Below are 18,063 nucleotides of genomic sequence, written 5' to 3' on the forward strand. Positions count from 1 at the left end.
AAGGGCGTGGACGGGAGCGAGGGGGATCCTGCGGCGCTCACCGCCAGGGCGGTCGACCTGGGTGTGCGGGCGTCGCGCCGTCGGTCCGACCTGGTGATGTGGTCGTGCGCCGGGTTGGCGGTGTTCATGGCGCTGCTCGTCGGTGTGGTGCTGATGGCCGCGCCGTTGGCCCGGGCGCGCGCCTTCGGGACTGCGGTGGAGCAGGACGCCAGGGTGTCGTCGGTGGTCATCAGCGAGGACCAGTCGGGGAAGAAGCGCGGGCGCGGGCCGCGCTGGGACGTGACGGTCGACCTGGGTACGCGCAGCGCCGTCGGACAGACCCGATCGGACGACCCGCCGTACGCCGAGGGCGATGTGATCAGGGTGTGGACCGCGGCGGGAACGGACGAGATCGCCCTGCCCGGGAGGTTCTCGCCATCCGGGACCTGGGCGGGACTGGCGTTCCTCGGGCTGGCGTCCGTGGTGTCCGCCGTGATCGCGGTGGTTGCCGGTCGCGGCCGCAACCGGTTCCGGACGGTCCTGTCCGAGCGGGATCCGGTCCGGGTGACCGTGCTGTCGGTGGAGAGCCGACGCCGCAGCCGGGATCTGGTCGTGACCTACCGCGCAGTGTCCGGCAGCCAGGTGCCCGGGTCGGTGATCCTGCGGCCCGCACGTCAGGCATCTCCGGCGGCCGGTGTACTGCTCGACATCTGGACCGCCCAGGAGAACGGCCGCGGTCCGTTCCTGGTGCGTGACCCGCGGCGCGAGGTGTGGTGGACCGCCTCCGGCCTGGATCCGGTGCCGCCGATCTCTTCGTGACGAGATCCGTTGGTCAGAAGGGTGGTTCGTCGTCGAGAAGCTCATCGTCGGCGGCCTGGTTGTCGGTGGCCTTGTTGTCGGCCCATTCGGTGGGGTCGGTGATGGCGGGTGCGGCGCGGTAGGTGTCGCGGCCCAGCGGGCTGGTGAAGGTGGCGGTGCGGTCGGGGTGGCGGGTGATGCGCCAGCCGGTGAGGGTCTTCAGGCGGTGGTGGGTGCGGCAGGCGGGTTCGGTGTTCCACAGGGCGGTGGGTCCGCCGGCGGTGGGATCGTCATGGTTGTAGGGGATGTGGTGGTCGATGTCGCAGCGTTCGGCGGGTTTGCTGCAGCCGATCCAGGAGCAGGTGGGTGAGAGCAGTCGGACCTTGCGGGCGAGTTCGATGCCGGGGGTGTAGGTGCGGTCGGACGCGCCCAGGGGTGCGCCGGTGGCGGGGTCGATGATGACGAGTTGGACGGAGGCGAGTTGCGCGGCGATGGTGCGGGCCAGGTCGGGGGAGATGGATCCGTAGTTCTTGAGGTGGCCGGGGTGCTGGGCGAGGTCGGTGTAGGTGTCCAGGTCCATGGTCAGGACGAGGTGGGTGGCCGGTCGGGTGTCGAGTCTCCGGGTTGCGATGGGGTCGTTGATCAGGGGTTCGCCGTCCCGGTCGTGCAGCTTGATCTCGCAGGGCTGGATCTTGCACTTGCAGACGAACGGTGTGATGGGCTTCCAGCCTTGGTGGGGTCGGCGTTCGGAGGGGACGGCTTGGGCGATGAACTCGTCCAGGGTCAGCGGACCGTAAGGCTGGTCGGGATGGTCGGGGTCGGTGAGGTCGTCCGACACGGTGGTGTCCGACTTGTCGGTGGCATTGTCTGCCGACGGTGAGGGTTCCGGCGGGTCGGGTTCGGCAGGACCGGTAGCGGGGTCGTTCAGGTCGTCCGGCACGGTGGTGTCGGACTGGTCGGTGGCGTCGTCTGCCGGTGGTGAGGGTTCCGGCGGGTCGGGTACGTCGGCTCTGGCGTCGGGGTCGTTCAGGTCGTCCGGCACGGTGGTGTCGGACTGGTCGGTGGCATTGTCTGCCGGAGGTAGGGGTTCCGGCGGGTCGGGTACGTCGGCTCTGGCGTCGGGGTCGTTCAGGTCGTCCGGCACGGTGGTGTCGGACTGATCAGTGGCACGAGCCGCCGGCGGCCCTTCCGGCGGTTCGGGTTCGGATACGGCGGTGTCGCTCGGCACGGCAGTCTCGGTATCGATGTCAGGCGAAGCCGGATCCTCGGTGCCGTCGGCATTGTCGTCGGCTGCCCACTCGTTGGGATCGGTGGTGGACGGGTCGTTCTCGCCGGTGTGCGGTGTGCTGTTGGCGTCGCCGGTCTGGCCGGCGGGATCGCTGGTGTTTCGGGTGTTTCCGGTCGGCCCATGCTCGTTGGCGGCGGTGGGGGTGGCTCCGGCGCCGGCAGGTTTGTCGGCGGGATCCTGCGCAGGCTCTGCGGTGTCGTCATCGGTGGAGTCGTGGCCTACGTTGTCTGTCTCCGCGGTCGTCGTCTCGCGGTCGGTGTACGCATCCGCTTCTGCATCGACGACAGTTGTTTCGCCGTCAGCGACATCGTCCGTGTTGCCGGGGTGCGATCCCGCGTCCTTGGCCGACGTTCGAGCGTTGCTGTCGACCTCCGGGTCAGCGTTGTCCGTGTCGCCGTCGGTGTCCTGCTTTGTGCTGTCGGCCGACGGTTCGCGGTCATTGCCGACGTTCGTGTCGGCGGCGTCCGTGTCGGCGTCTGCCGGGTCGTTGTCGGTCGGGGTGTTGTCTGCGGTGTCGGCGGCATCTGTGTCGGTGTCGGCCACGTCGTTCTCTGCCGAGCCGGTCTCGCCGTCGCTGTCGCCGTCGCAGGTGGTGTTGGCCTGATGGATCAGGTCGGGGTTGTTGGTGAGGTCGGCGGCGACGGTGAGGATGTCGGCGACGCTGATGGTTTCGCCGTGGGCGAGGCGGTCGAAGATGGCGACGAGGACGTCGGCGCGGCGTTGCGGGAGGGTGCGGTCATCGCCCAGGGTGCGGGCGATCATGTCGATGAGGTTCTCGATCATGAGGGCGGCTTCGGTGGTGATGTCGGCGTAGAAGCGGGACATGGCGTGTTCGAGGTCGGTGCGGCCGGTCTGCCGGGCGGTGTAGGCGCGGTCCTCGGCGTCGGATTCGGCCTTGGGTGCAGGTCGATGATGATGCGGTCGAGGAGTTTCTCGAGCTGTCCGGGGGACCGTCCGGGGACCAGGGCGAGGGCGCGCTGTTCGAATGCGGGGATCAGGTCGGGATTGTCCAGGCGGAGGGCGCGTTCGGCGATCATCTTGGCGCGGTACATGTCCAGGGCGCCGCGTTCGAGCATGGCCAGGGTGTTGGGGAGGTCCTGGACCAGGACGGTGGCGCGGCCCAGGTGGTTGCCGCCGGTGATGTGGGAGACGACCAGGCCGGCGGCGACCTCCGCGGCGGCCATGGTGCGGCGGGCGGCGGCGGCTCTGAGGGTTTCGGGGTGGTCGGCGTGGGCGGCGGCGCCGTGGCGGAGCAGTCCTTCGGCGGTGGGGATCAGTTCGGGGGAGAGCAGCTCGGCGAGCCAGGGCTGCATGCGGGCGTGCAGGTAGGAGATCGCGCGGTGCCCGGCGACGATGCCGTCGACCAGGGTGCTGCCGTGCAGCTTGGTGGGGTCCAGGGTGGTCAACGCCTTCAGGGCGGTGGTGGCGCAGGCGTCGGCGGGCGGCATCGGGCGGTCCTTGAACTTGCGGGCGTCCTTGCGGGAACGGCGCCGGTTCATCGATGACCCCCTTCTGCTGCTACTGCCCCACCCCGAGGCATGTCTTATCGTAGCACGCACAGGGCTTATTTCGAACATGCGTGTCCCAGTTCTTTTCGCTGCCAGCGAACACGCCGGCACGTCGTTGGCACGTGAACCTGGCCCGGCTGTCGACGATCCCGGTGCACCCACTCGCCCGGGCGTCAGAAGGACGACGGACTCGAGACAGAGCAGCATGGGCACGAAGCCGTCCGCATGCACGGTCACCTTCTGGAGGGACCAGCCGACCCTTGCCGCTCGGATCCGCCGATGGAGGCCTCCGGATACCCCGTCGTCCGGTCGACAGTCACCGGCGACACCGACAGGAAGTGACAGCACACTCTCGATGGACGTCCTCGCACCCGGCATCTTCAGGCAGGCTCACCGCCCACCCCTCTGCACGCCGGCCACGGCTCAGCGACAGTAGGGACCACGACCCGACCCCAGGAGCAACAGATGACCGACGGCCCCGCACAGGACAACCCGACGATCGTGGGCTGGCGGCGGACCGACGAACGGTCCGGGCACAGCGTCGGCCGACTGGCCCGACGGGACGAGCACTGGGTGGCGCAGGGCAGCGAGGTGCTGGCGGACGGGCCGGAACCGTTCTCCTGCCACTTCACCGTCGAACTCGACGCCGGGTGGATCACCCGGGACGCCCGGATCACCTGCCTCGACCGCACCCGGGACTTCTCCACCACCCTGGTGGCGGACCGGAGCCGGCGCTGGACGGTGGCCGGCGAGGAGCGACCGGATCTGGACGGTTACATCGACATCGACATCGCGGCAACACCTCTGACGAACACCTTTCCCATCCGGCGACTGCAGCACCTGCCGATCGGGGCCTCGTCCACCTCACCGGTGGCTTGGGTGGAGATCCCGTCGATGCGCGTGGTCCGGGTCGAACAGACCTACCGCCGCCTCGGCGAGAGGGACTGGGAGTACAGCGATCCGACGCACGGTGCCTTCGTGCTCGGCGTCGACCGCGAAGGCCTGGTGATCGACTACCAAGGTTTCGCGACACGGATCCGGTGATCACGGCGAGCCCCTGGCGCTGCCCGCTCCAGAACGATCATGATGAACGTTCAACCACCTTCGGAGGTCACCATGACTGTCGCCTACTGGGTCGTCGCGATCCTGCTCGCCGTGTTCTACCTCTACGCCGGCGGGATGAAGGTGGTGCGCTCGAAGGAACAGCTGCTGCCGATGATGGCCTGGGTCGACACCACTCCCCTGGCCCTCGTCCGCGCCATCGGCATCATCGAGATCCTCGGTGCGATCGGGCTGATCCTGCCGCCGCTCACCGGCGTGGCACCCGGGCTCGCCCTCGCGGCCGCGGTCGGCCTGGTCCTCGTCCAGATCGGCGCCATCGCACTGCATCTGCGCCGCGGCGAGACCAAGGTGCTCGGGCTCAACATCGTGCTGATCGCGCTCGCCGCGGTGGCGACCTGGCTGGCCACCGTCTGGATCTGACGTCAACCAAGGGTTGACGCCGCTCCTTCGTCAACCTACAGTTGACGCATGGACCCGACGCCGCGCGTGAACCTCGACGACATGATCCAGGCGATCAAGAGCGCGACCGCCGACCCGTTGGAGCAGTTGTCGGACGCCGTCCTCGCCGCCGACCACCTCGGCGAGGTGGCCGATCATCTGATCGGGCACTTCGTGGACCAGGCCCGTCGGTCCGGCGCCTCCTGGACCGACATCGGTGGCAGCATGGGAGTCTCGAAGCAGGCGGCGCAGAAGCGCTTCGTCCCGAAGGCCGCGGTGCAGCCGGAGACCCTCGATCCGGAGCAGGGTTTCGCGCGGTTCACCGCCCGGTCCCGCAAGGTGGTGGTCGCCGCGCAGGAGGCGGCGAGAACGGCCGGCAATCCCGAGATCCTGCCCGAGCACCTGCTTCTCGGCCTGCTCACCGAGCCGGAGGGGCTCGGCGCCGCAGCAGTGGCCGCCCAGGGCGTCGACCTGGAGACCGTCCGCACTGTCGCCCTCCGCACACTGCCGGCGGCAACACCCGATGTCCCCGAACTGATCCCCTACGGATCACAGGCCCGCAAGGCGCTGGAGCTCACCTTCCGGGAGGCACTGCGCCTGGGCCACAACTACATCGGCACCGAACACCTGCTGCTCGCACTGCTCGAGCTCGGCGACGGTACCGGCGTGCTGGCCGGCCTCGGCGTCGACAAGTCCTCCGCGGAAACGAACATCGCCGCAACCCTGGCCCGCGTCACCGGCTGAACGATCAGTCGACGTACTCCAGGTAGGCCTCGATCCGGACCGGTGGGTCGCCGAGGTCCTCGAGCATCCGGTCGAAGGCCTCGGTGCGGTAGTCAACGGTGAAGGACAGCACCGGGGTGCCGCCGTCGACACCCTCGCCGACACTCTGCAGGGTCATGGCCGACATGTCGTATCCACCGGACTCGAGCTGCTTGCGCTGGGCACGCATCTCGGCCATCGACTGCTCGGCACGTTGCAGGCAGTACGGACCGTCGTAGACCTTCTCCACCGCCTGCCGGACGCCGTCCTCGTCGGCCCCCACGTACCCGATCTCCAGCACCTGGTACTGCATGCCGATGGCGACCGGGTCCCAGTTGCCCTCGATGTCCGGGTGACTCACCCGGACGCCACCGAACCGCTTGTCCTTGCGGACCAGCGTCTGCACCGCGCCGAACTGGTCGAGCATCTTCGAGGTGACCTTGGGCCAGCCTCCGGCCGGCGGTGCGCAGGTCGGCACCTCGTCCGGAGCGATGACCGACACGTCGGGCCGTTGCGGGGCCGGCGCCGACGACTGCCCGGTGACCACGAAGGTCGTGCCGTCGAAGGTGCCCTCGAGCGCAGCACTTCCGGAGATCCAGTCGTCCTGCGTGCTCGGCGAGGACAGCGCGCCGAAGTCGACGCCGACCACCTTGACGTACGCCCAGCACGGCTGGAACGAGTCTTCCGCCGTCGCCATGTCGAACGTCATCCGCGGCAGACAGAGCCTCGCCGCCGTCGACGCCGGGGCGTCGGTGCGCCGCTGGATCCAGGCGCTCTGCACCCGCATCGGCACCGGGTTGCCGGCGGCCGGGTACGGCGATGCCGGGACGTCTGCGGACGAGCTCACCGAAGGAGACGAGCTCACTGACACAGAGCCGGCAACCGTGTCCAACGGGCGGGGCGCACACCCGGCGACGAGCAGGACGACGACGACCGGCGCGACCGTCCACCAAGCTCGGAGGTTCATACCCCCAGGACGGTAGCCCGTTGCCGGACGGTTGCACATCGTCGCCGTCCTGCCTGCCGGGTGTCAGGCCTGCAGCAGCGGCACCAGGTTCTCGATGACGTACGGCAGGCTGAGCGGGGTGGAGAAGTAGATCGCGCCGGACAGGATCGCCCCGGTGTAGATCGACTTGCCGGCCTTGACCGCCTTCAGGTCCGAGAAGCCGGGCAGCGCCTCGAGGGCCGCCTTGTCCTCGTTGGACTCGGTGGCCCAGACCAGGTAGTCCGCGGCGTCCAGCACGGCGATCCGCTCCGCCGGGACCAGCGCCTGACCGCCCTCGGCCGGCACGTACTCGTCGATCTCCGACGGGATGTCGAAGCCGAGATCGGTGAGGAACTCGGTGCCGAGGCCCTTCGGGTAGGCGTAGAAGTTGCCGTCGTAGACGGCGTTCTGCAGGAAGATGACCTTCTTGCCGGCGAACTCCGGGTTGTCGGCGGCGGCCTTCGCGAACTGCGCGTCCAGATCCGTTTTGATCTGCTCGCCCTCGGCGCTCTTGCCCAGCGCCTCGGAGATGACGCTCAGGTACAGCGGCCAGGAGTCGAAGTACTCGCTCTGCGAGTCGGCCGGGGTGGCCAGCGTCGGCGCGATCTTGGTCAGCTGGTCGTAGGCGGCCTGGTCCAGGCCGGCGTTCACGCCGACGACCAGATCCGGCTTCAGCTTCGCGACGTCGAGGTAGGGCACCCCGTCGGCGGAGCTCAGCACCGGCGGCGGCGTGGCCGAGCCCAGCGCCTCCTTCGCCCACGGCCAGATCGCGTTCGGCTGGTCGCCGTACCAGTCGGTGACCGCCGCCGGCACGACGCCGAGGGCGAGCAGGAAGTCCTGCTCGGTCAGCCCGACCGAGACCACGGTGGTGGGCGCCGATTCGATGACCGTGTCGCCGAACTTGTTGGGGATGGTCACCGGGAAGCTGTCGGCGGGTGCCGACGAGGACGTGGCCGAACCCGACGAGGCCTCACTCGCGGACGTGGCGGCCGCGCTGGAAGGGGTCGAGGCCGGAGCCTCCGAGGGGCTCGTCGTCGACGCGGCGGTCGTCCCGGTGTCCGAGCCACAGGCGGCCAGTGCGCCGAGGGCGGCGACCGAGATCACACCTCTGGCGAAGTCCCGCCGGGTCAACGGACGGGCGGGCAGGGACAGCGGGCGTCGGTTCATCGAGGTCCTCTGGGCGGTAAAGGTGCAGGTGGGCCGCCGATGGCAGCACCGGCGCGCAGGTAGGTTAGCCTGCCCAATGTTCGCCGCACGACCCCCGCCGCCCGGAAGACCTCGATGACACCCGCCGCCGCAACGCCTGTGACACGCCGCCGTCGCGCCGCGTGGGCGGTGCCGCTGATGGTGATCGGCATCCTGTTGGCGGTGGTCGCCGGCCTGGCCATCGGCACCAACCCAATCTCGCCGGTGAGGGTGCTGGCCGGGTTGTTCGGTGACGACCCGGAGGCCCGCACGGTGGTGATCGGCAACCGGATGCCGCGGGTGGTGCTGGCGATCGTCATCGGTGCCGCGCTCGGGCTGGCCGGGCATCTCATGCAGTCGCTCACCCGGAACCCGCTGGCCGATCCCGGCCTGCTCGGCATCCAGGCCGGTGCCTCCGCCGCGGTGGTGAGCGCCATCGCCTTCTTCGGGATCACGAACCCCGGCGGGTACGCCTGGTTCGCACTGGTGGGCGCCGCGGCGGGCGCCCTGGTCGGCTACGGGCTGGCGGCGGTCGGACGCGGATCGGCGTCCCCGGTGCGGCTGATCCTGGCCGGGACGGCGATCTCCGGCGCGCTCTACTCGTACGTGTCCGGCGTGCTGATCGTGCAGCCGTTCACCTTCTCGGCGTTCCGGTTCTGGGAGATCGGCTCGCTGACCACCCGCGACCTGTCCGTCACGGGTGGCGTGCTGTGGTTCGTGGTGCCGGGGATCCTGCTCGCGCTCGCCCTTGCCGCACCGCTGAACGGTCTGGCGCTGGGACACGAAACGGCGATCGCGCTCGGCGTCCGCACCGTGCGCACCCAGGTGCTCGCCCTGGTCGCGGTCGTGCTGCTCACCGGTGGCGCGACCGCGGCGGTCGGCCCGGTGGCCTTCATCGGTCTGGCCGTGCCGCACCTGTCCCGCGCCCTGGTCGGCCCCGACCACCGCAAGGGACTGCCGATGTCGATCCTGGCCGGGATCTTGATGCTGCAGCTGGCCGACGTGGTGGGCCGGGTGATCGCCTGGCCGCAGGAGATCGGCGCCGGGATCGTGGCCGCGGTGGTCGGCGCGCCGGTGCTGGTCTACCTGGTGCGCACCGGGAAGGTCGGCCGGCTGTGAGCGCCCCGACGACCACCCGGCGCCGGGGGCTCGCGCCGGTCACCGTGGTGGTCGGCGGACTGATCGTCTGCGTGGTGATCATCTTCCTCACCATCGGCACCGGGCCGCTGCCCGTCGCGCCGCTCGAGGTGCTCACGACCGTGTTCGGGTCCTCCACCGACAACGAGTTCGCCGTCATGGATGTCGGTCTGCCCCGATCGCTGCTGGCGCTGCTGTGCGGGATGGCGCTCGGGGTCGGCGGATCCCTGCTGCAGGCACACTCGCGCAACCCGCTGGGCACCCCGGACATCATCGGGTTCTCGGCCGGCGCGGCCGCCGGGGCGGTCATCGCGATCGTCCCGCTGAAGCTGGATCAGCCGGAAGTGGGGATCGCCGCCGTGGCCGGCGGGCTGATCACGGCGGCGGTGGTGTTCTTCCTGGCCGGCGGTGCGCATCGGGCCGGGTACCGGCTGATCGTCGTCGGTATCGGGATCGGTGCCCTGCTCACCGGTGTCACCACCTACCTGTTGACTCGGGCCCGGATCAGCGATGCCCGCGAGGCACAGCGCTGGCTCACCGGGTCGCTGAACACCGCGACCTGGTCCGGCGTGCTGGTGATGCTCGTCGCGGTGGCGATCGTGGTGCCGGCCGGGATGGCGCTGCGCCGGTACCTGCTGATCACCGACCTCGGCGAGGAGGCCGCTGTCGGGCTCGGGGTCCGGCCGCGGCGGGTCGGCACCGCGGTGGTGATCGTGTCGGTGCTGTCCGCCGCCGCGGTGGTGAACGTGGTCGGCCCGATCGCCTTCGTCGACCTGGCCGCTCCGCAGATCGCCATCCGGCTGATCCGGCTGCCCGGCCCGTTGGTGCTGAGTTCCGCGGTGGTGGGCGGCGTCTGCCTGCTGGCCAGCGACCTGCTCGCCCAGCGGTTGCTCGGCGACATCGACGTGCCGGTGGGGGTGGCCACCGGCGTGGTTGGCGGCATCTACCTCGCCTGGCTGCTGCTACGCATGTGGAGATCCCGATGAACGCGCGCCTGAACGGCGAACACCTCCGGCTGGGTTACGACAAGCGGGTGGTGATCGAGGATCTCGACGTCTCGATCCCGGACGGCGAGCTGACGGTGATCATCGGACCGAACGCCTGCGGCAAGTCGACGCTGCTCAAGGCGCTGGCCCGGGCGGTGCCGGCGACGGCCGGCTCGGTGACGCTGGACGGGCGCGACATCACCTCGTACCCGACCAAGGAGGTGGCCCGCCGGCTCGGGCTGCTGCCGCAGAGCGCGTCCATCCCGGAGGCGATCACCGTTGCCGACCTGGTCGGCCGCGGCCGGTTCCCGCACCAACGGTTCCTGCGCCAGTGGACGACCGCCGATCAGGAGGCGGTCGACGCCGCGATGCGGGACACCCAGGTCGACGAGCTGGCGCAGCGACCGGTGGACGAGCTGTCCGGCGGGCAGCGGCAGCGGGCCTGGCTGGCGATGGTGCTGGCCCAGCAGACCCCGCTGCTGCTGCTCGACGAGCCCACGACCTTCCTCGACATCGCCCACCAGCTCGAGGTTCTCGATCTGTGCGCGGATCTCCAGGAGCGCGGCCTGACCATCGTGGCGGTGCTGCACGACCTGAACCAGGCCTGCCGCTACGCCTCCCACCTGATCTGTATGGCGGCGGGCCGGATCGTTGCTGCCGGGCCGCCCGCGGACATCGTCACCGCCGACCTGGTGCAGGACGTGTTCGGCGTCCGCTGCGAGATCATCCTGGACCCGCAGACCGGCACCCCACTGGTGGTCCCGCTGCCGCGGGCGTCGCGGCGGTGACGCAGGATGGGCCCATGGACGGACAGGCGTGGTTGGACGGGGCACGGGTGGACCCGGCGGTGTTCGAGCTGCGAGGCGACTACTCGGTCGTGCTGATCACCGCGGAGGGCCTGACGCCGGGGCCGTCGGACGCGGCGAGCGGGGCGCTGCTGGACGCTGCTGCGGCGACCGTTGCCGGCCGGGTCGCGGACACGCCGGTGGAGGAGCTGCCGGAGATCGCCGCGTGGCGGGAGGCGTTCCGGTCGTTCGGCGCGAAGCCGCAACGGACCCGGCCGAGCGTCGAGGCGCTGGTGCGCCGGGCCGCCGACCTGCCGCGGATCGACCGGATCACCGACACCTACAACGCGATCTCCGTCGGGCACCTGCTGCCGCTCGGCGGTGAGGACCTGGACGCCTACGCCGGTCCGCCGGTGCTCACCCGGGCGGACGGCAGCGAGACCTTCGACATCGTCAAGGACGGCGGCCCGGCGGTCGAGCACCCGGACCCTGGCGAGGTGATCTGGCGGGACGACGCCGGGGTGACCTGCCGGCGCTGGAACTGGCGGCAGTGCGTCCGGACGCGGATCACCGAGCAGACCCGCAACGCCGGGTTCATCCTCGACGGCCTGGGCGGCGCCCTCGGCCCGGCCGGCCTGGAGGCGGCGGCCACCGCGCTCGAGAACACCTTGTCCGCAGCACATTCCGGCGTCGTGCTGCACCGCCGGACGATCGGCGCATCAGGCTGACAGCACCTGCCGGTGGACGATCCAGGCGTGCTTGCCGACCTGACGGACCTTCTCGAACCCGAGGTCGGTGAACAGCTCGACCGTCGCGGTGAAGAGGAAGCGGCCGTGCGCCTGGCGGCCGGCGGTCACCTCGGAGATGGCCTCGACCAGGCCGCCGCCGCGGGCGGCGATCAGCTCCAGCGCACCTTCGACGGCCCGCCGCGCGACACCCTTGCCGCGGTGGCCCTTACCGACGAAGACGCAGGTGATCCGCCAGTCCGGCACCGGCGGGGCGTCCTTGTCGTACTCGCGGCGGTGCTTGATCGACGGCAGCTCCTCCGGGCTGCCGAACTGGCACCACCCCAGCGCGGCACCGTTGTCGTCGAGCACCAGCGCGGCGTGCGCCCGATCGGTCATCACCCGGTCCCGCTTCGCCTCCCGGTGGTCCAGCCCCCGGACACCCCGCTCCGGGTGGAATCCGATGCACCAGCAGCCGCCGAAGATCCCGCCGTTCGCATCCACCAGGTCCGCGAACTCGTCCCAGGTGTCCGGTCCGAGATCGACCACGCTGCCGGGCATCCCGGTCAGCCTCGCGCGACAGCCGCGATGACAGCGGCGAGTTCGACGGGGCGGGTGAACATCGGCCAGTGCCCGGAGTCGATGTCGACGTACGAGACCTGCTGTGCCGCAGCGATCTCCGGCACGTCACCGGCGGCCACCCACTCCTTCGCCTGGTCCGGGGTGAACTCCGGGCAGATCATCGTGGTGGGTACGGCGAACCGCCGCTCGTCCGTCAGCCGGACGACCCCGCGGCTCACCCCGACCGGCACCGGGATCGACTCCGCGACCATCGTGTCATTCAGTTCCGCGGAGATGTCGGCGGAGTCCGGGCCCTCGAACGGCCCCCAGCCCGGGAAAGCCATGCCGCCGTCGACCGGCTCGAAGAAGTCGGCGTAGGCGGACCCGTCGGTGGACGGGAAGCCGCCGATCAGCGCGGTGCCGGCGATGCTGTCCGGCCGGCGGTCGGCCGCCAGCCAGGCCAGCGTGCAGGCAGCGGAATGCCCGACCACCAGCGGGTTCTCGGCGGCATCCACCGCGGCGAGCACCGCGTCCAGCTGGTCCTGCAGGGTGGCGTCGGTGCGGCCGTCACCCTGGCCCGGCAGCGCCACGGCCGTCACCTGCAGACCCTGGTCCTGCAGGGCCGCAGCGGTCTCCGCCCAGGCGGCCGGGCCGTTCAGCCAGAGGCCGGCGATGAGCACGATGTCGTTCGTCGTCGTCGTCATGCCGACCAACGTAGGACCGGTACCGGACGATCGGCTTCCGCATCCTGCCGATCGACTTCTAGGCTGGCCGCATGGCCGCTTCCGGCGACAGCCCCACCGCACGTGCGCTGCGCACGCTGGACGTGCTGCACACGCGCCCGGGCATCACCGCCGGGCAGCTCGGCGAGGCGCTCGGCGTCTCCGACCGGGCCGCACGCCGCTACATCGCGATCCTGCGCGAGGCGGGCATCCCGGTGCAGACCGAACACGGCCCGTACGGCGGGTACCGCATCGGCCGCGGCCTGCGCCTCCCGCCGTTGGTTTTCACCGCCTCCGAGGCGTTGGGCCTGGTCATGGCCGTGCTCGACGGCCAGCACGCCGCCGCCGACCCCACCGATCCGGTCGGCTCCGCGCTGACCACGCTGATGCGCGCGCTGCCCGAGGCCGTCGGTCGGCCGGCCGCGATGATGCGGGCGCACGCCCTGGCCACCCCGCGTCCACCGGGCTCCCGACCGGATCCGGAGACCACCACGGCCCTGGTCGCGGCCATCGCCTCCGGTCACCGGGTCCGCATCACGTACCGCAGCGGCGCCGGTTCGGCGTTCGAGACCGACGTCGACCCGTGGGCCGTCGTGGTCCGGTTCGGCACCTGGTACCTGCTCTGCCACTCGCACCATGCCGATGCCGTCCGCACCTACCGGATCGACCGCATCCGCTCCCCGCGGCGACTGGAGTCGACGTTCCGCCCGCCGGACGCGCTGGACCCGGTGGCGCTGTTGGAACGACATCTGGGCATGGGCTGGGACCACGCCACCGAGGTGGTGTTCGACGCCCCGTACGAGCAGGTCCGACCGCATGTCGGCCCACGGATGGGGACACTGGAGCCACTCGAGGAGGACCGCTGTCGGCTGGTCGGCACCACCACCAACACCGCCATGTACGCCGGCGAGTACCTGGCCGCGATCCCGATCCCCTTCCACGTGCTCGGCGGGCCCGAGCTGCGCGCGGCGGTCGCCGAGGTCGCGGCCCGGATGTCCGCAGCCGTCGCACCAGTCGGTCCGGTCCAGTAGTTTCTGGAGATCGCGGACCCGCCGGCGCTCTGACCTGCACCGTCAGACAGCACCCAGGTCCTGGGCGAGCACCACGGTGTTGCCATCGGGGTCGGTCAGCTGCGCGATCCGGAACTGCCCGCTGGGCACCGTGACCGGGTCGGGAATCTCGATGCCGCGGTCCCGTGCGCCGGTCACATCACCGTCGACGTCGTCGCTGCCCAGGGTCACGCTGCCGGCTCCGGCATGCTCGGCGTCGTCGACCACCTGCATCCCTCCGCCACCGTCGAAGTGCCACTCGATGTCGCTCGGCATCGGGACCAGATCGGGTTCCCGGCCGAGCAGCGTCGTCCACCACCGGCGCGACGCGACGAGATCGGAGCTGGGCACCACGGCGAGGGCGCGGGTCACGGTCATGCAGTCCTCCGTCGGCAGGGCCGCCCGGCTCGGCGACCGTTCCATCCGCCGGTACCCGTCCAGCCTGCGCCGGACACGGACGGGCATGCCGCACCCGCCGGTTGCCGTGCCCGGACCTCACGCCACGATGTCCGGGTGACCCCGGAGCCGCCTGCCGGACCCGACCGCCTGGCACGCCGGCTCGGACCGGTCGACGCCACCGTCGTCGGTCTCGGCGCCATGCTCGGCGCCGGCGTCTTCGTGGTCTTCGCCCCCGCCGCGGCGGCGGCCGGCGGCGCGCTGCTGATCGCGGTGCTGCTGGCCGGACTGGTCGGCGCGTGCAACGCACTGTCCTCCGCCCGGCTCGCCGCGCTGTACCCGGAGTCCGGCGGTACTTACGTCTACGGGCGGGAACGGCTCGGTCCGTTCTGGGGCTACCTGGCCGGTGGTGCGTTCGTCGTCGGGAAGACCGCGAGCTGCGCCGCCATGGCGATGACCATCGGCAGCTACCTGCTCCCCGAAGGCGCACGGTGGACAGCGGCGGCAGCGGTCGTGCTGGTGACGGCGTTGAACTGCTGGGGGGTGCACCGCGGTGCCGCGGTCACCGCCGTCGTCGTGGTGCTGGTGATCGCCGTGCTCGTCGCGGTCGTGATCGCTGCGCTGTCGTCCGGGACGTCGGTCGGCGCACCGCTGGTGACCACGGGTGCGACACCGACCGGGGTACTCACCGCTGCCGGCTTCCTGTTCTTCGCCTTCGCCGGGTACGCGCGCATCGCCACCCTCGGCGAGGAGGTCAGGGATCCGGCCCGGACCATCCCGCGGGCGATCCGGGCGGCGCTGGCGGTCACCGTGCTGATGTACCTGGCGTTGGCCGCGGCGCTGCTGATCGTCCTCGGGCCCGCGGCCACCGCGGCCTCGACGTCACCGGTCGCCGATCTCGCCGCCGCCGGTGGCGGATGGTTGCGGTGGCCGGTGCGGATCGCCGCGGTCCTCGCCGCCGGGGGTGCGCTGCTGGCGCTGGTGCTCGGTGTCTCCCGCACGGTGCTCGCGCTCGCCCGGGACGGGCGGCTGCCCCGGGGTCTGGCCGCCGTGTCCAGCACGGACCGCACGCCGGTCCGCGCCGAGCTGGCGGTCGGGGCGGTGGTGCTGGGGCTCGTGCTGACCGTCGATCTGCGTGCTGCGATCGGCTTCTCCGCGGTGACCGTGCTGACCTACTACCTGATCGCCAACGCCGCGGCCTCCACCCTCCCGGGATCACCGACCTCGAAGACAATCCCGGTGCTGGGCGCCGCCGGGTGTGTGCTGCTGGCCGGGTCACTGCCGCTCGGCAGCCTGCTCCCGGGCCTGGCCGTGCTCGCGGTGATCGCGGGATCGTGGTGGCTCCCGGAAGCACGGACGTAGCAACGGGTCTCATGCCCGGAACGCACGACGTCCTGCAGGGGTGACCCTGCAGGACGTCGGCGAGGAGGAACTCAGGCGAGGTCGAAGCGGTCCAGCTCCATGACCTTGACCCAGGCGTTGACGAAGTCGGCGACGAACTTGCCACGCGCGTCCGCGCTGGCGTAGACCTCGGCCAGCGCCCGCAGCTGTGAGTTGGAGCCGAAGACCAGGTCGACCGGGGTGGCGGTCCACTTGACCTCGTCGGTGACGACATCGCGGATCTCGTAGACGTTCTCGGCGGACTCCGAGGACTTCCAGCGGGTGCCCGGGGACAGCAGGTTGACGAAGAAGTCGTTCGTCAGGGTGCCCGGCTTGTCGGTGAGCACGCCGTGCGTGGTGCCGCCGGCCTGCAGTGCCCGGAGACCACCCACCAGCACGGTCATCTCGGGCGCGGTGAGGTTCAGCATGTAGGCGCGGTCCACCAGCAGCACCTCCGGCTGCAGCTTCTCGCCCTCGCGGATCCAGTTGCGAAAACCGTCGGCCCGCGGCTCCAGGAAGCCGAACGACTCGACGTCGGTGTCCTCCTGGGTGGCGTCGGTACGACCGGCCCGGAACGGCACGGTCACCTCGACACCGGCGTCCGCCGCTGCCTTCTCGACCCCGGCCGAACCGGCCAGCACGATCAGGTCGGCGAGCGAGACGGTGGCGCCGCCGGCCGCGTTGAACTCGTCGCGGATCCCGGCCAGCACCTCGAGCACCGGGCCGGTGCCGGCGTTGACCGCCCAGCTGCGCTGCGGCTCCAGCGCCAGCCGGCCGCCGTTGGCGCCACCGCGCTTGTCGGTGAAGCGGAAGCTCGCGGCCGCCGCCCACGCGGTGGAGACCAGCTGCTCGGTGGTCAGCCCGGACTCCAGCACCTTTGCCTTCAGCGCGGCGACGTCGGCGTCGGAGACCGGGGTGCCGGTCGCCGCCGGGACCGGGTCCTGCCACAGCTGCGGCTCGGCGACCCACGGGCCGAGGAAGCGGCTGACCGGGCCCATGTCACGGTGCAGCAGCTTGTACCAGGCCTTGGCGAAGGCCAGCGCGAACTCGTCCGGGTGCTCCAGGAAGCGGCGCGAGATCTTCTCGTACGTCGGGTCCATCCGCAGCGACAGGTCGGTGGTCAGCATGGTCGGCTTGTGCTTGCGGGTGGCGTCGTGGGCGTCCGGGATGATCTCCTCGGCGTCCTTGGCGACCCACTGCTTGGCACCACCGGGGCTGGTGGTCAGCTCCCACTCGTAGCCGAACAGGATCTCGAAGAACCGGTTGCTCCACCGGGTCGGCGCGTCGGTCCAGGTGACCTCGAGGCCGCTGGTGATGGTGTCCGCACCCTTGCCGCTGCCGTAGGTGCTGAGCCAGCCCAGGCCCTGCGACTCCAGGTCGGCGCCCTCCGGCTCCGGGCCGACGTGACCGTCGGACACTCCGGCACCGTGGGTCTTGCCGAAGGTGTGGCCGCCGGCGATCAGCGCCACGGTCTCCTCGTCGTTCATCGCCATCCGGCCGAAGGTCTCGCGGATGAAGTACGCCGCCGCCAGCGGGTCGCCGCTGCCGCGCGGGCCCTCGGGGTTGACGTAGATGAGGCCCATCTCGGTGGCGCCGACGACCGGGGTCATCTCGGCGTCACCGGTGTAGCGGGCGTCGCCCAGCCAGGCGTCCTCCTCGCCCCAGAAGATCTCCTCCGGCTCCCACACGTCGGGACGGCCGAAGCCGAAGCCGAAGGTCTGGAAGCCCATGGACTCCAGCGCGACGTTGCCGCCGAGCACCAGCAGGTCGGCCCAGGAGATCTTCTGGCCGTACTTCTGCTTGACCGGCCACAGCAGGCGGCGGGCCTTGTCCAGGTTGGCGTTGTCCGGCCAGCTGTTCAGCGGGGCGAACCGCTGGCCGCCGTCACCGGCGCCGCCGCGGCCGTCGTAGGTGCGGTAGGTGCCGGCCGCGTGCCAGCTCATCCGGATCATCAGGCCGCCGTAGTGACCGAAGTCGGCCGGCCACCAGTCCTGCGAGGTGGTGAGCACCTCGGTGATGTCCGCCTTCAGCGCCTCGACGTCAAGGCCGGCGAACTCGGTCGCGTAGTCGAAGTCGGGGCCCAGCGGGTTGACCTTGGACGAGTGCGCGTGCAGCACCGACAGGTCGAGCTGGTTGGGCCACCAGTCCTTGTTCGTGCGCGGGCGCCCGCCGGTCTTCGGCGTGGGCGCGTCGATCGCCGGGTTCTCGCTGTCACTGCCATGGGCGGTCGCCGAGTCGTGGACGACGGGGCATCCACCTGCGGCGGGGGAGTCGGACATGTGTGACCTCTTCGGGATCGACGGCGGGAAATCGGTGT

18 protein-coding genes are annotated in these 18,063 nt (G+C 71.0%); 10 read left to right on the forward strand and 8 right to left on the reverse strand.

Annotation, left to right across the window (positions count from 1 at the left end; translation table 11 throughout):
* The first annotated feature begins 6 nt into the window (after positions 1 to 6).
* Positions 7 to 798, forward strand: a complete 792-nt coding sequence (locus GIS00_RS13060; RefSeq protein ID WP_154768871.1) for a hypothetical protein — start codon at positions 7 to 9, stop codon at positions 796 to 798.
* Between the two features lie 13 nt (positions 799 to 811).
* On the opposite strand, the gene GIS00_RS13065 is transcribed toward GIS00_RS13060, so the two are convergent.
* Complete coding sequence (locus GIS00_RS13065; RefSeq protein ID WP_154768872.1) at positions 812 to 2,890, reverse strand: HNH endonuclease signature motif containing protein; 2,079 nt, start codon at positions 2,888 to 2,890, stop codon at positions 812 to 814.
* Positions 2,845 to 3,564: a DUF222 domain-containing protein gene (locus GIS00_RS13070; RefSeq protein ID WP_230313532.1), complete on the reverse strand. Its 720-nt coding sequence runs from the start codon at positions 3,562 to 3,564 to the stop codon at positions 2,845 to 2,847. Before GIS00_RS13070 ends, GIS00_RS13065 begins: the two co-directional genes overlap by 46 nt.
* 474 nt (positions 3,565 to 4,038) lie before the next feature.
* On the opposite strand from GIS00_RS13070, the gene GIS00_RS13075 reads away from it, so the two are divergent.
* The 3 genes from GIS00_RS13075 (at position 4,039) to GIS00_RS13085 (ending at position 5,817) form a co-directional block, all read left to right on the forward strand.
* Complete coding sequence (locus GIS00_RS13075) at positions 4,039 to 4,617, forward strand: putative glycolipid-binding domain-containing protein (RefSeq protein WP_154768873.1); 579 nt, start codon at positions 4,039 to 4,041, stop codon at positions 4,615 to 4,617.
* A 72-nt stretch (positions 4,618 to 4,689) separates the two neighbouring features.
* A complete protein-coding gene (locus tag GIS00_RS13080; protein ID WP_154768874.1) occupies positions 4,690 to 5,055 on the forward strand; it encodes a DoxX family protein in 366 nt (121 codons plus the stop codon).
* Between the two features lie 48 nt (positions 5,056 to 5,103).
* Positions 5,104 to 5,817 carry a Clp protease N-terminal domain-containing protein gene (locus GIS00_RS13085; RefSeq protein WP_154768875.1) on the forward strand — a complete coding sequence of 238 codons (714 nt, stop codon included), beginning with the start codon at positions 5,104 to 5,106 and terminating at the stop codon, positions 5,815 to 5,817.
* A gap of 4 nt (positions 5,818 to 5,821) precedes the next feature.
* On the opposite strand, the gene GIS00_RS13090 is transcribed toward GIS00_RS13085, so the two are convergent.
* The gene (locus GIS00_RS13090) at positions 5,822 to 6,682 is read right to left on the reverse strand and encodes a hypothetical protein (RefSeq protein ID WP_154768876.1); all 861 of its coding nucleotides are present in this window, start codon (positions 6,680 to 6,682) and stop codon (positions 5,822 to 5,824) included.
* Positions 6,683 to 6,865: 183 nt separating this feature from the next.
* The gene (locus tag GIS00_RS13095; protein WP_154768877.1) at positions 6,866 to 7,987 is read right to left on the reverse strand and encodes an ABC transporter substrate-binding protein; all 1,122 of its coding nucleotides are present in this window, start codon (positions 7,985 to 7,987) and stop codon (positions 6,866 to 6,868) included.
* Positions 7,988 to 8,164: 177 nt separating this feature from the next.
* On the opposite strand from GIS00_RS13095, the gene GIS00_RS13100 reads away from it, so the two are divergent.
* From GIS00_RS13100 to GIS00_RS13115, 4 genes are read left to right on the forward strand one after another with little or no spacing between them, the layout of a single operon-like run.
* On the forward strand, positions 8,165 to 9,124 hold the full coding sequence (locus tag GIS00_RS13100) for a FecCD family ABC transporter permease (RefSeq protein WP_230313533.1): 960 nt from the start codon (positions 8,165 to 8,167) through the stop codon (positions 9,122 to 9,124).
* On the forward strand, positions 9,121 to 10,128 hold the full coding sequence (locus GIS00_RS13105) for a FecCD family ABC transporter permease (protein WP_196073260.1): 1,008 nt from the start codon (positions 9,121 to 9,123) through the stop codon (positions 10,126 to 10,128). The genes GIS00_RS13100 and GIS00_RS13105 overlap by 4 nt, the downstream gene beginning before the upstream one ends.
* Positions 10,125 to 10,916, forward strand: a complete 792-nt coding sequence (locus GIS00_RS13110) for an ABC transporter ATP-binding protein (RefSeq protein ID WP_154768880.1) — start codon at positions 10,125 to 10,127, stop codon at positions 10,914 to 10,916. The genes GIS00_RS13105 and GIS00_RS13110 overlap by 4 nt, the downstream gene beginning before the upstream one ends.
* 14 nt (positions 10,917 to 10,930) lie before the next feature.
* A complete protein-coding gene (locus GIS00_RS13115) occupies positions 10,931 to 11,641 on the forward strand; it encodes a B3/B4 domain-containing protein (protein WP_154768881.1) in 711 nt (236 codons plus the stop codon).
* Here GIS00_RS13115 and GIS00_RS13120 read toward each other — a convergent pair.
* The gene (locus tag GIS00_RS13120) at positions 11,633 to 12,199 is read right to left on the reverse strand and encodes a GNAT family N-acetyltransferase (RefSeq protein ID WP_154768882.1); all 567 of its coding nucleotides are present in this window, start codon (positions 12,197 to 12,199) and stop codon (positions 11,633 to 11,635) included. The genes GIS00_RS13115 and GIS00_RS13120 overlap by 9 nt on opposite strands.
* 5 nt (positions 12,200 to 12,204) lie before the next feature.
* Positions 12,205 to 12,903 carry an alpha/beta fold hydrolase gene (locus GIS00_RS13125; protein ID WP_154768883.1) on the reverse strand — a complete coding sequence of 233 codons (699 nt, stop codon included), beginning with the start codon at positions 12,901 to 12,903 and terminating at the stop codon, positions 12,205 to 12,207.
* 71 nt (positions 12,904 to 12,974) lie between these two features.
* Between GIS00_RS13125 and GIS00_RS13130 the strand changes: the two genes are divergently transcribed.
* Positions 12,975 to 13,952, forward strand: coding sequence for a helix-turn-helix transcriptional regulator (locus GIS00_RS13130; RefSeq protein ID WP_154768884.1), 978 nt, complete (start codon positions 12,975 to 12,977; stop codon positions 13,950 to 13,952).
* A 42-nt stretch (positions 13,953 to 13,994) separates the two neighbouring features.
* Here GIS00_RS13130 and GIS00_RS27610 read toward each other — a convergent pair whose 3' ends face one another.
* Positions 13,995 to 14,348: a VOC family protein gene (locus GIS00_RS27610; protein ID WP_230313534.1), complete on the reverse strand. Its 354-nt coding sequence runs from the start codon at positions 14,346 to 14,348 to the stop codon at positions 13,995 to 13,997.
* Between the two features lie 135 nt (positions 14,349 to 14,483).
* On the opposite strand from GIS00_RS27610, the gene GIS00_RS13140 reads away from it, so the two are divergent.
* The gene (locus GIS00_RS13140) at positions 14,484 to 15,728 is read left to right on the forward strand and encodes an APC family permease (protein ID WP_322097921.1); all 1,245 of its coding nucleotides are present in this window, start codon (positions 14,484 to 14,486) and stop codon (positions 15,726 to 15,728) included.
* A 71-nt stretch (positions 15,729 to 15,799) separates the two neighbouring features.
* Here GIS00_RS13140 and katG read toward each other — a convergent pair whose 3' ends face one another.
* A complete protein-coding gene (katG, locus tag GIS00_RS13145; RefSeq protein ID WP_154768887.1) occupies positions 15,800 to 18,025 on the reverse strand; it encodes a catalase/peroxidase HPI in 2,226 nt (741 codons plus the stop codon).
* Positions 18,026 to 18,063: the final 38 nt, after the last annotated feature.

It is taken from the genome of Nakamurella alba (assembly GCF_009707545.1).
In the GTDB taxonomy this organism is placed as follows: domain Bacteria; phylum Actinomycetota; class Actinomycetes; order Mycobacteriales; family Nakamurellaceae; genus Nakamurella; species Nakamurella alba.

Bases quoted from the DNA above. Each gene is read 5' to 3' on its own strand.
- GIS00_RS13065 (WP_154768872.1), bottom strand. From the start codon at position 2,890: ATGTCCCGCTTCTACGCCGACATCACCACCGAAGCCGCCCTCATGATC.
- GIS00_RS13070 (WP_230313532.1), bottom strand. From the start codon at position 3,564: ATGAACCGGCGCCGTTCCCGCAAGGACGCCCGCAAGTTCAAGGACCGC.
- GIS00_RS13075 (WP_154768873.1), top strand. From the start codon at position 4,039: ATGACCGACGGCCCCGCACAGGACAACCCGACGATCGTGGGCTGGCGG.
- GIS00_RS13080 (WP_154768874.1), top strand. From the start codon at position 4,690: ATGACTGTCGCCTACTGGGTCGTCGCGATCCTGCTCGCCGTGTTCTAC.
- GIS00_RS13085 (WP_154768875.1), top strand. From the start codon at position 5,104: ATGGACCCGACGCCGCGCGTGAACCTCGACGACATGATCCAGGCGATC.
- GIS00_RS13095 (WP_154768877.1), bottom strand. From the start codon at position 7,987: ATGAACCGACGCCCGCTGTCCCTGCCCGCCCGTCCGTTGACCCGGCGG.
- GIS00_RS13100 (WP_230313533.1), top strand. From the start codon at position 8,165: ATGGTGATCGGCATCCTGTTGGCGGTGGTCGCCGGCCTGGCCATCGGC.
- GIS00_RS13110 (WP_154768880.1), top strand. From the start codon at position 10,125: ATGAACGCGCGCCTGAACGGCGAACACCTCCGGCTGGGTTACGACAAG.
- GIS00_RS13115 (WP_154768881.1), top strand. From the start codon at position 10,931: ATGGACGGACAGGCGTGGTTGGACGGGGCACGGGTGGACCCGGCGGTG.
- GIS00_RS13120 (WP_154768882.1), bottom strand. From the start codon at position 12,199: ATGCCCGGCAGCGTGGTCGATCTCGGACCGGACACCTGGGACGAGTTC.
- GIS00_RS13125 (WP_154768883.1), bottom strand. From the start codon at position 12,903: ATGACGACGACGACGAACGACATCGTGCTCATCGCCGGCCTCTGGCTG.
- GIS00_RS13130 (WP_154768884.1), top strand. From the start codon at position 12,975: ATGGCCGCTTCCGGCGACAGCCCCACCGCACGTGCGCTGCGCACGCTG.
- GIS00_RS27610 (WP_230313534.1), bottom strand. From the start codon at position 14,348: ATGACCGTGACCCGCGCCCTCGCCGTGGTGCCCAGCTCCGATCTCGTC.
- katG (WP_154768887.1), bottom strand. From the start codon at position 18,025: ATGTCCGACTCCCCCGCCGCAGGTGGATGCCCCGTCGTCCACGACTCG.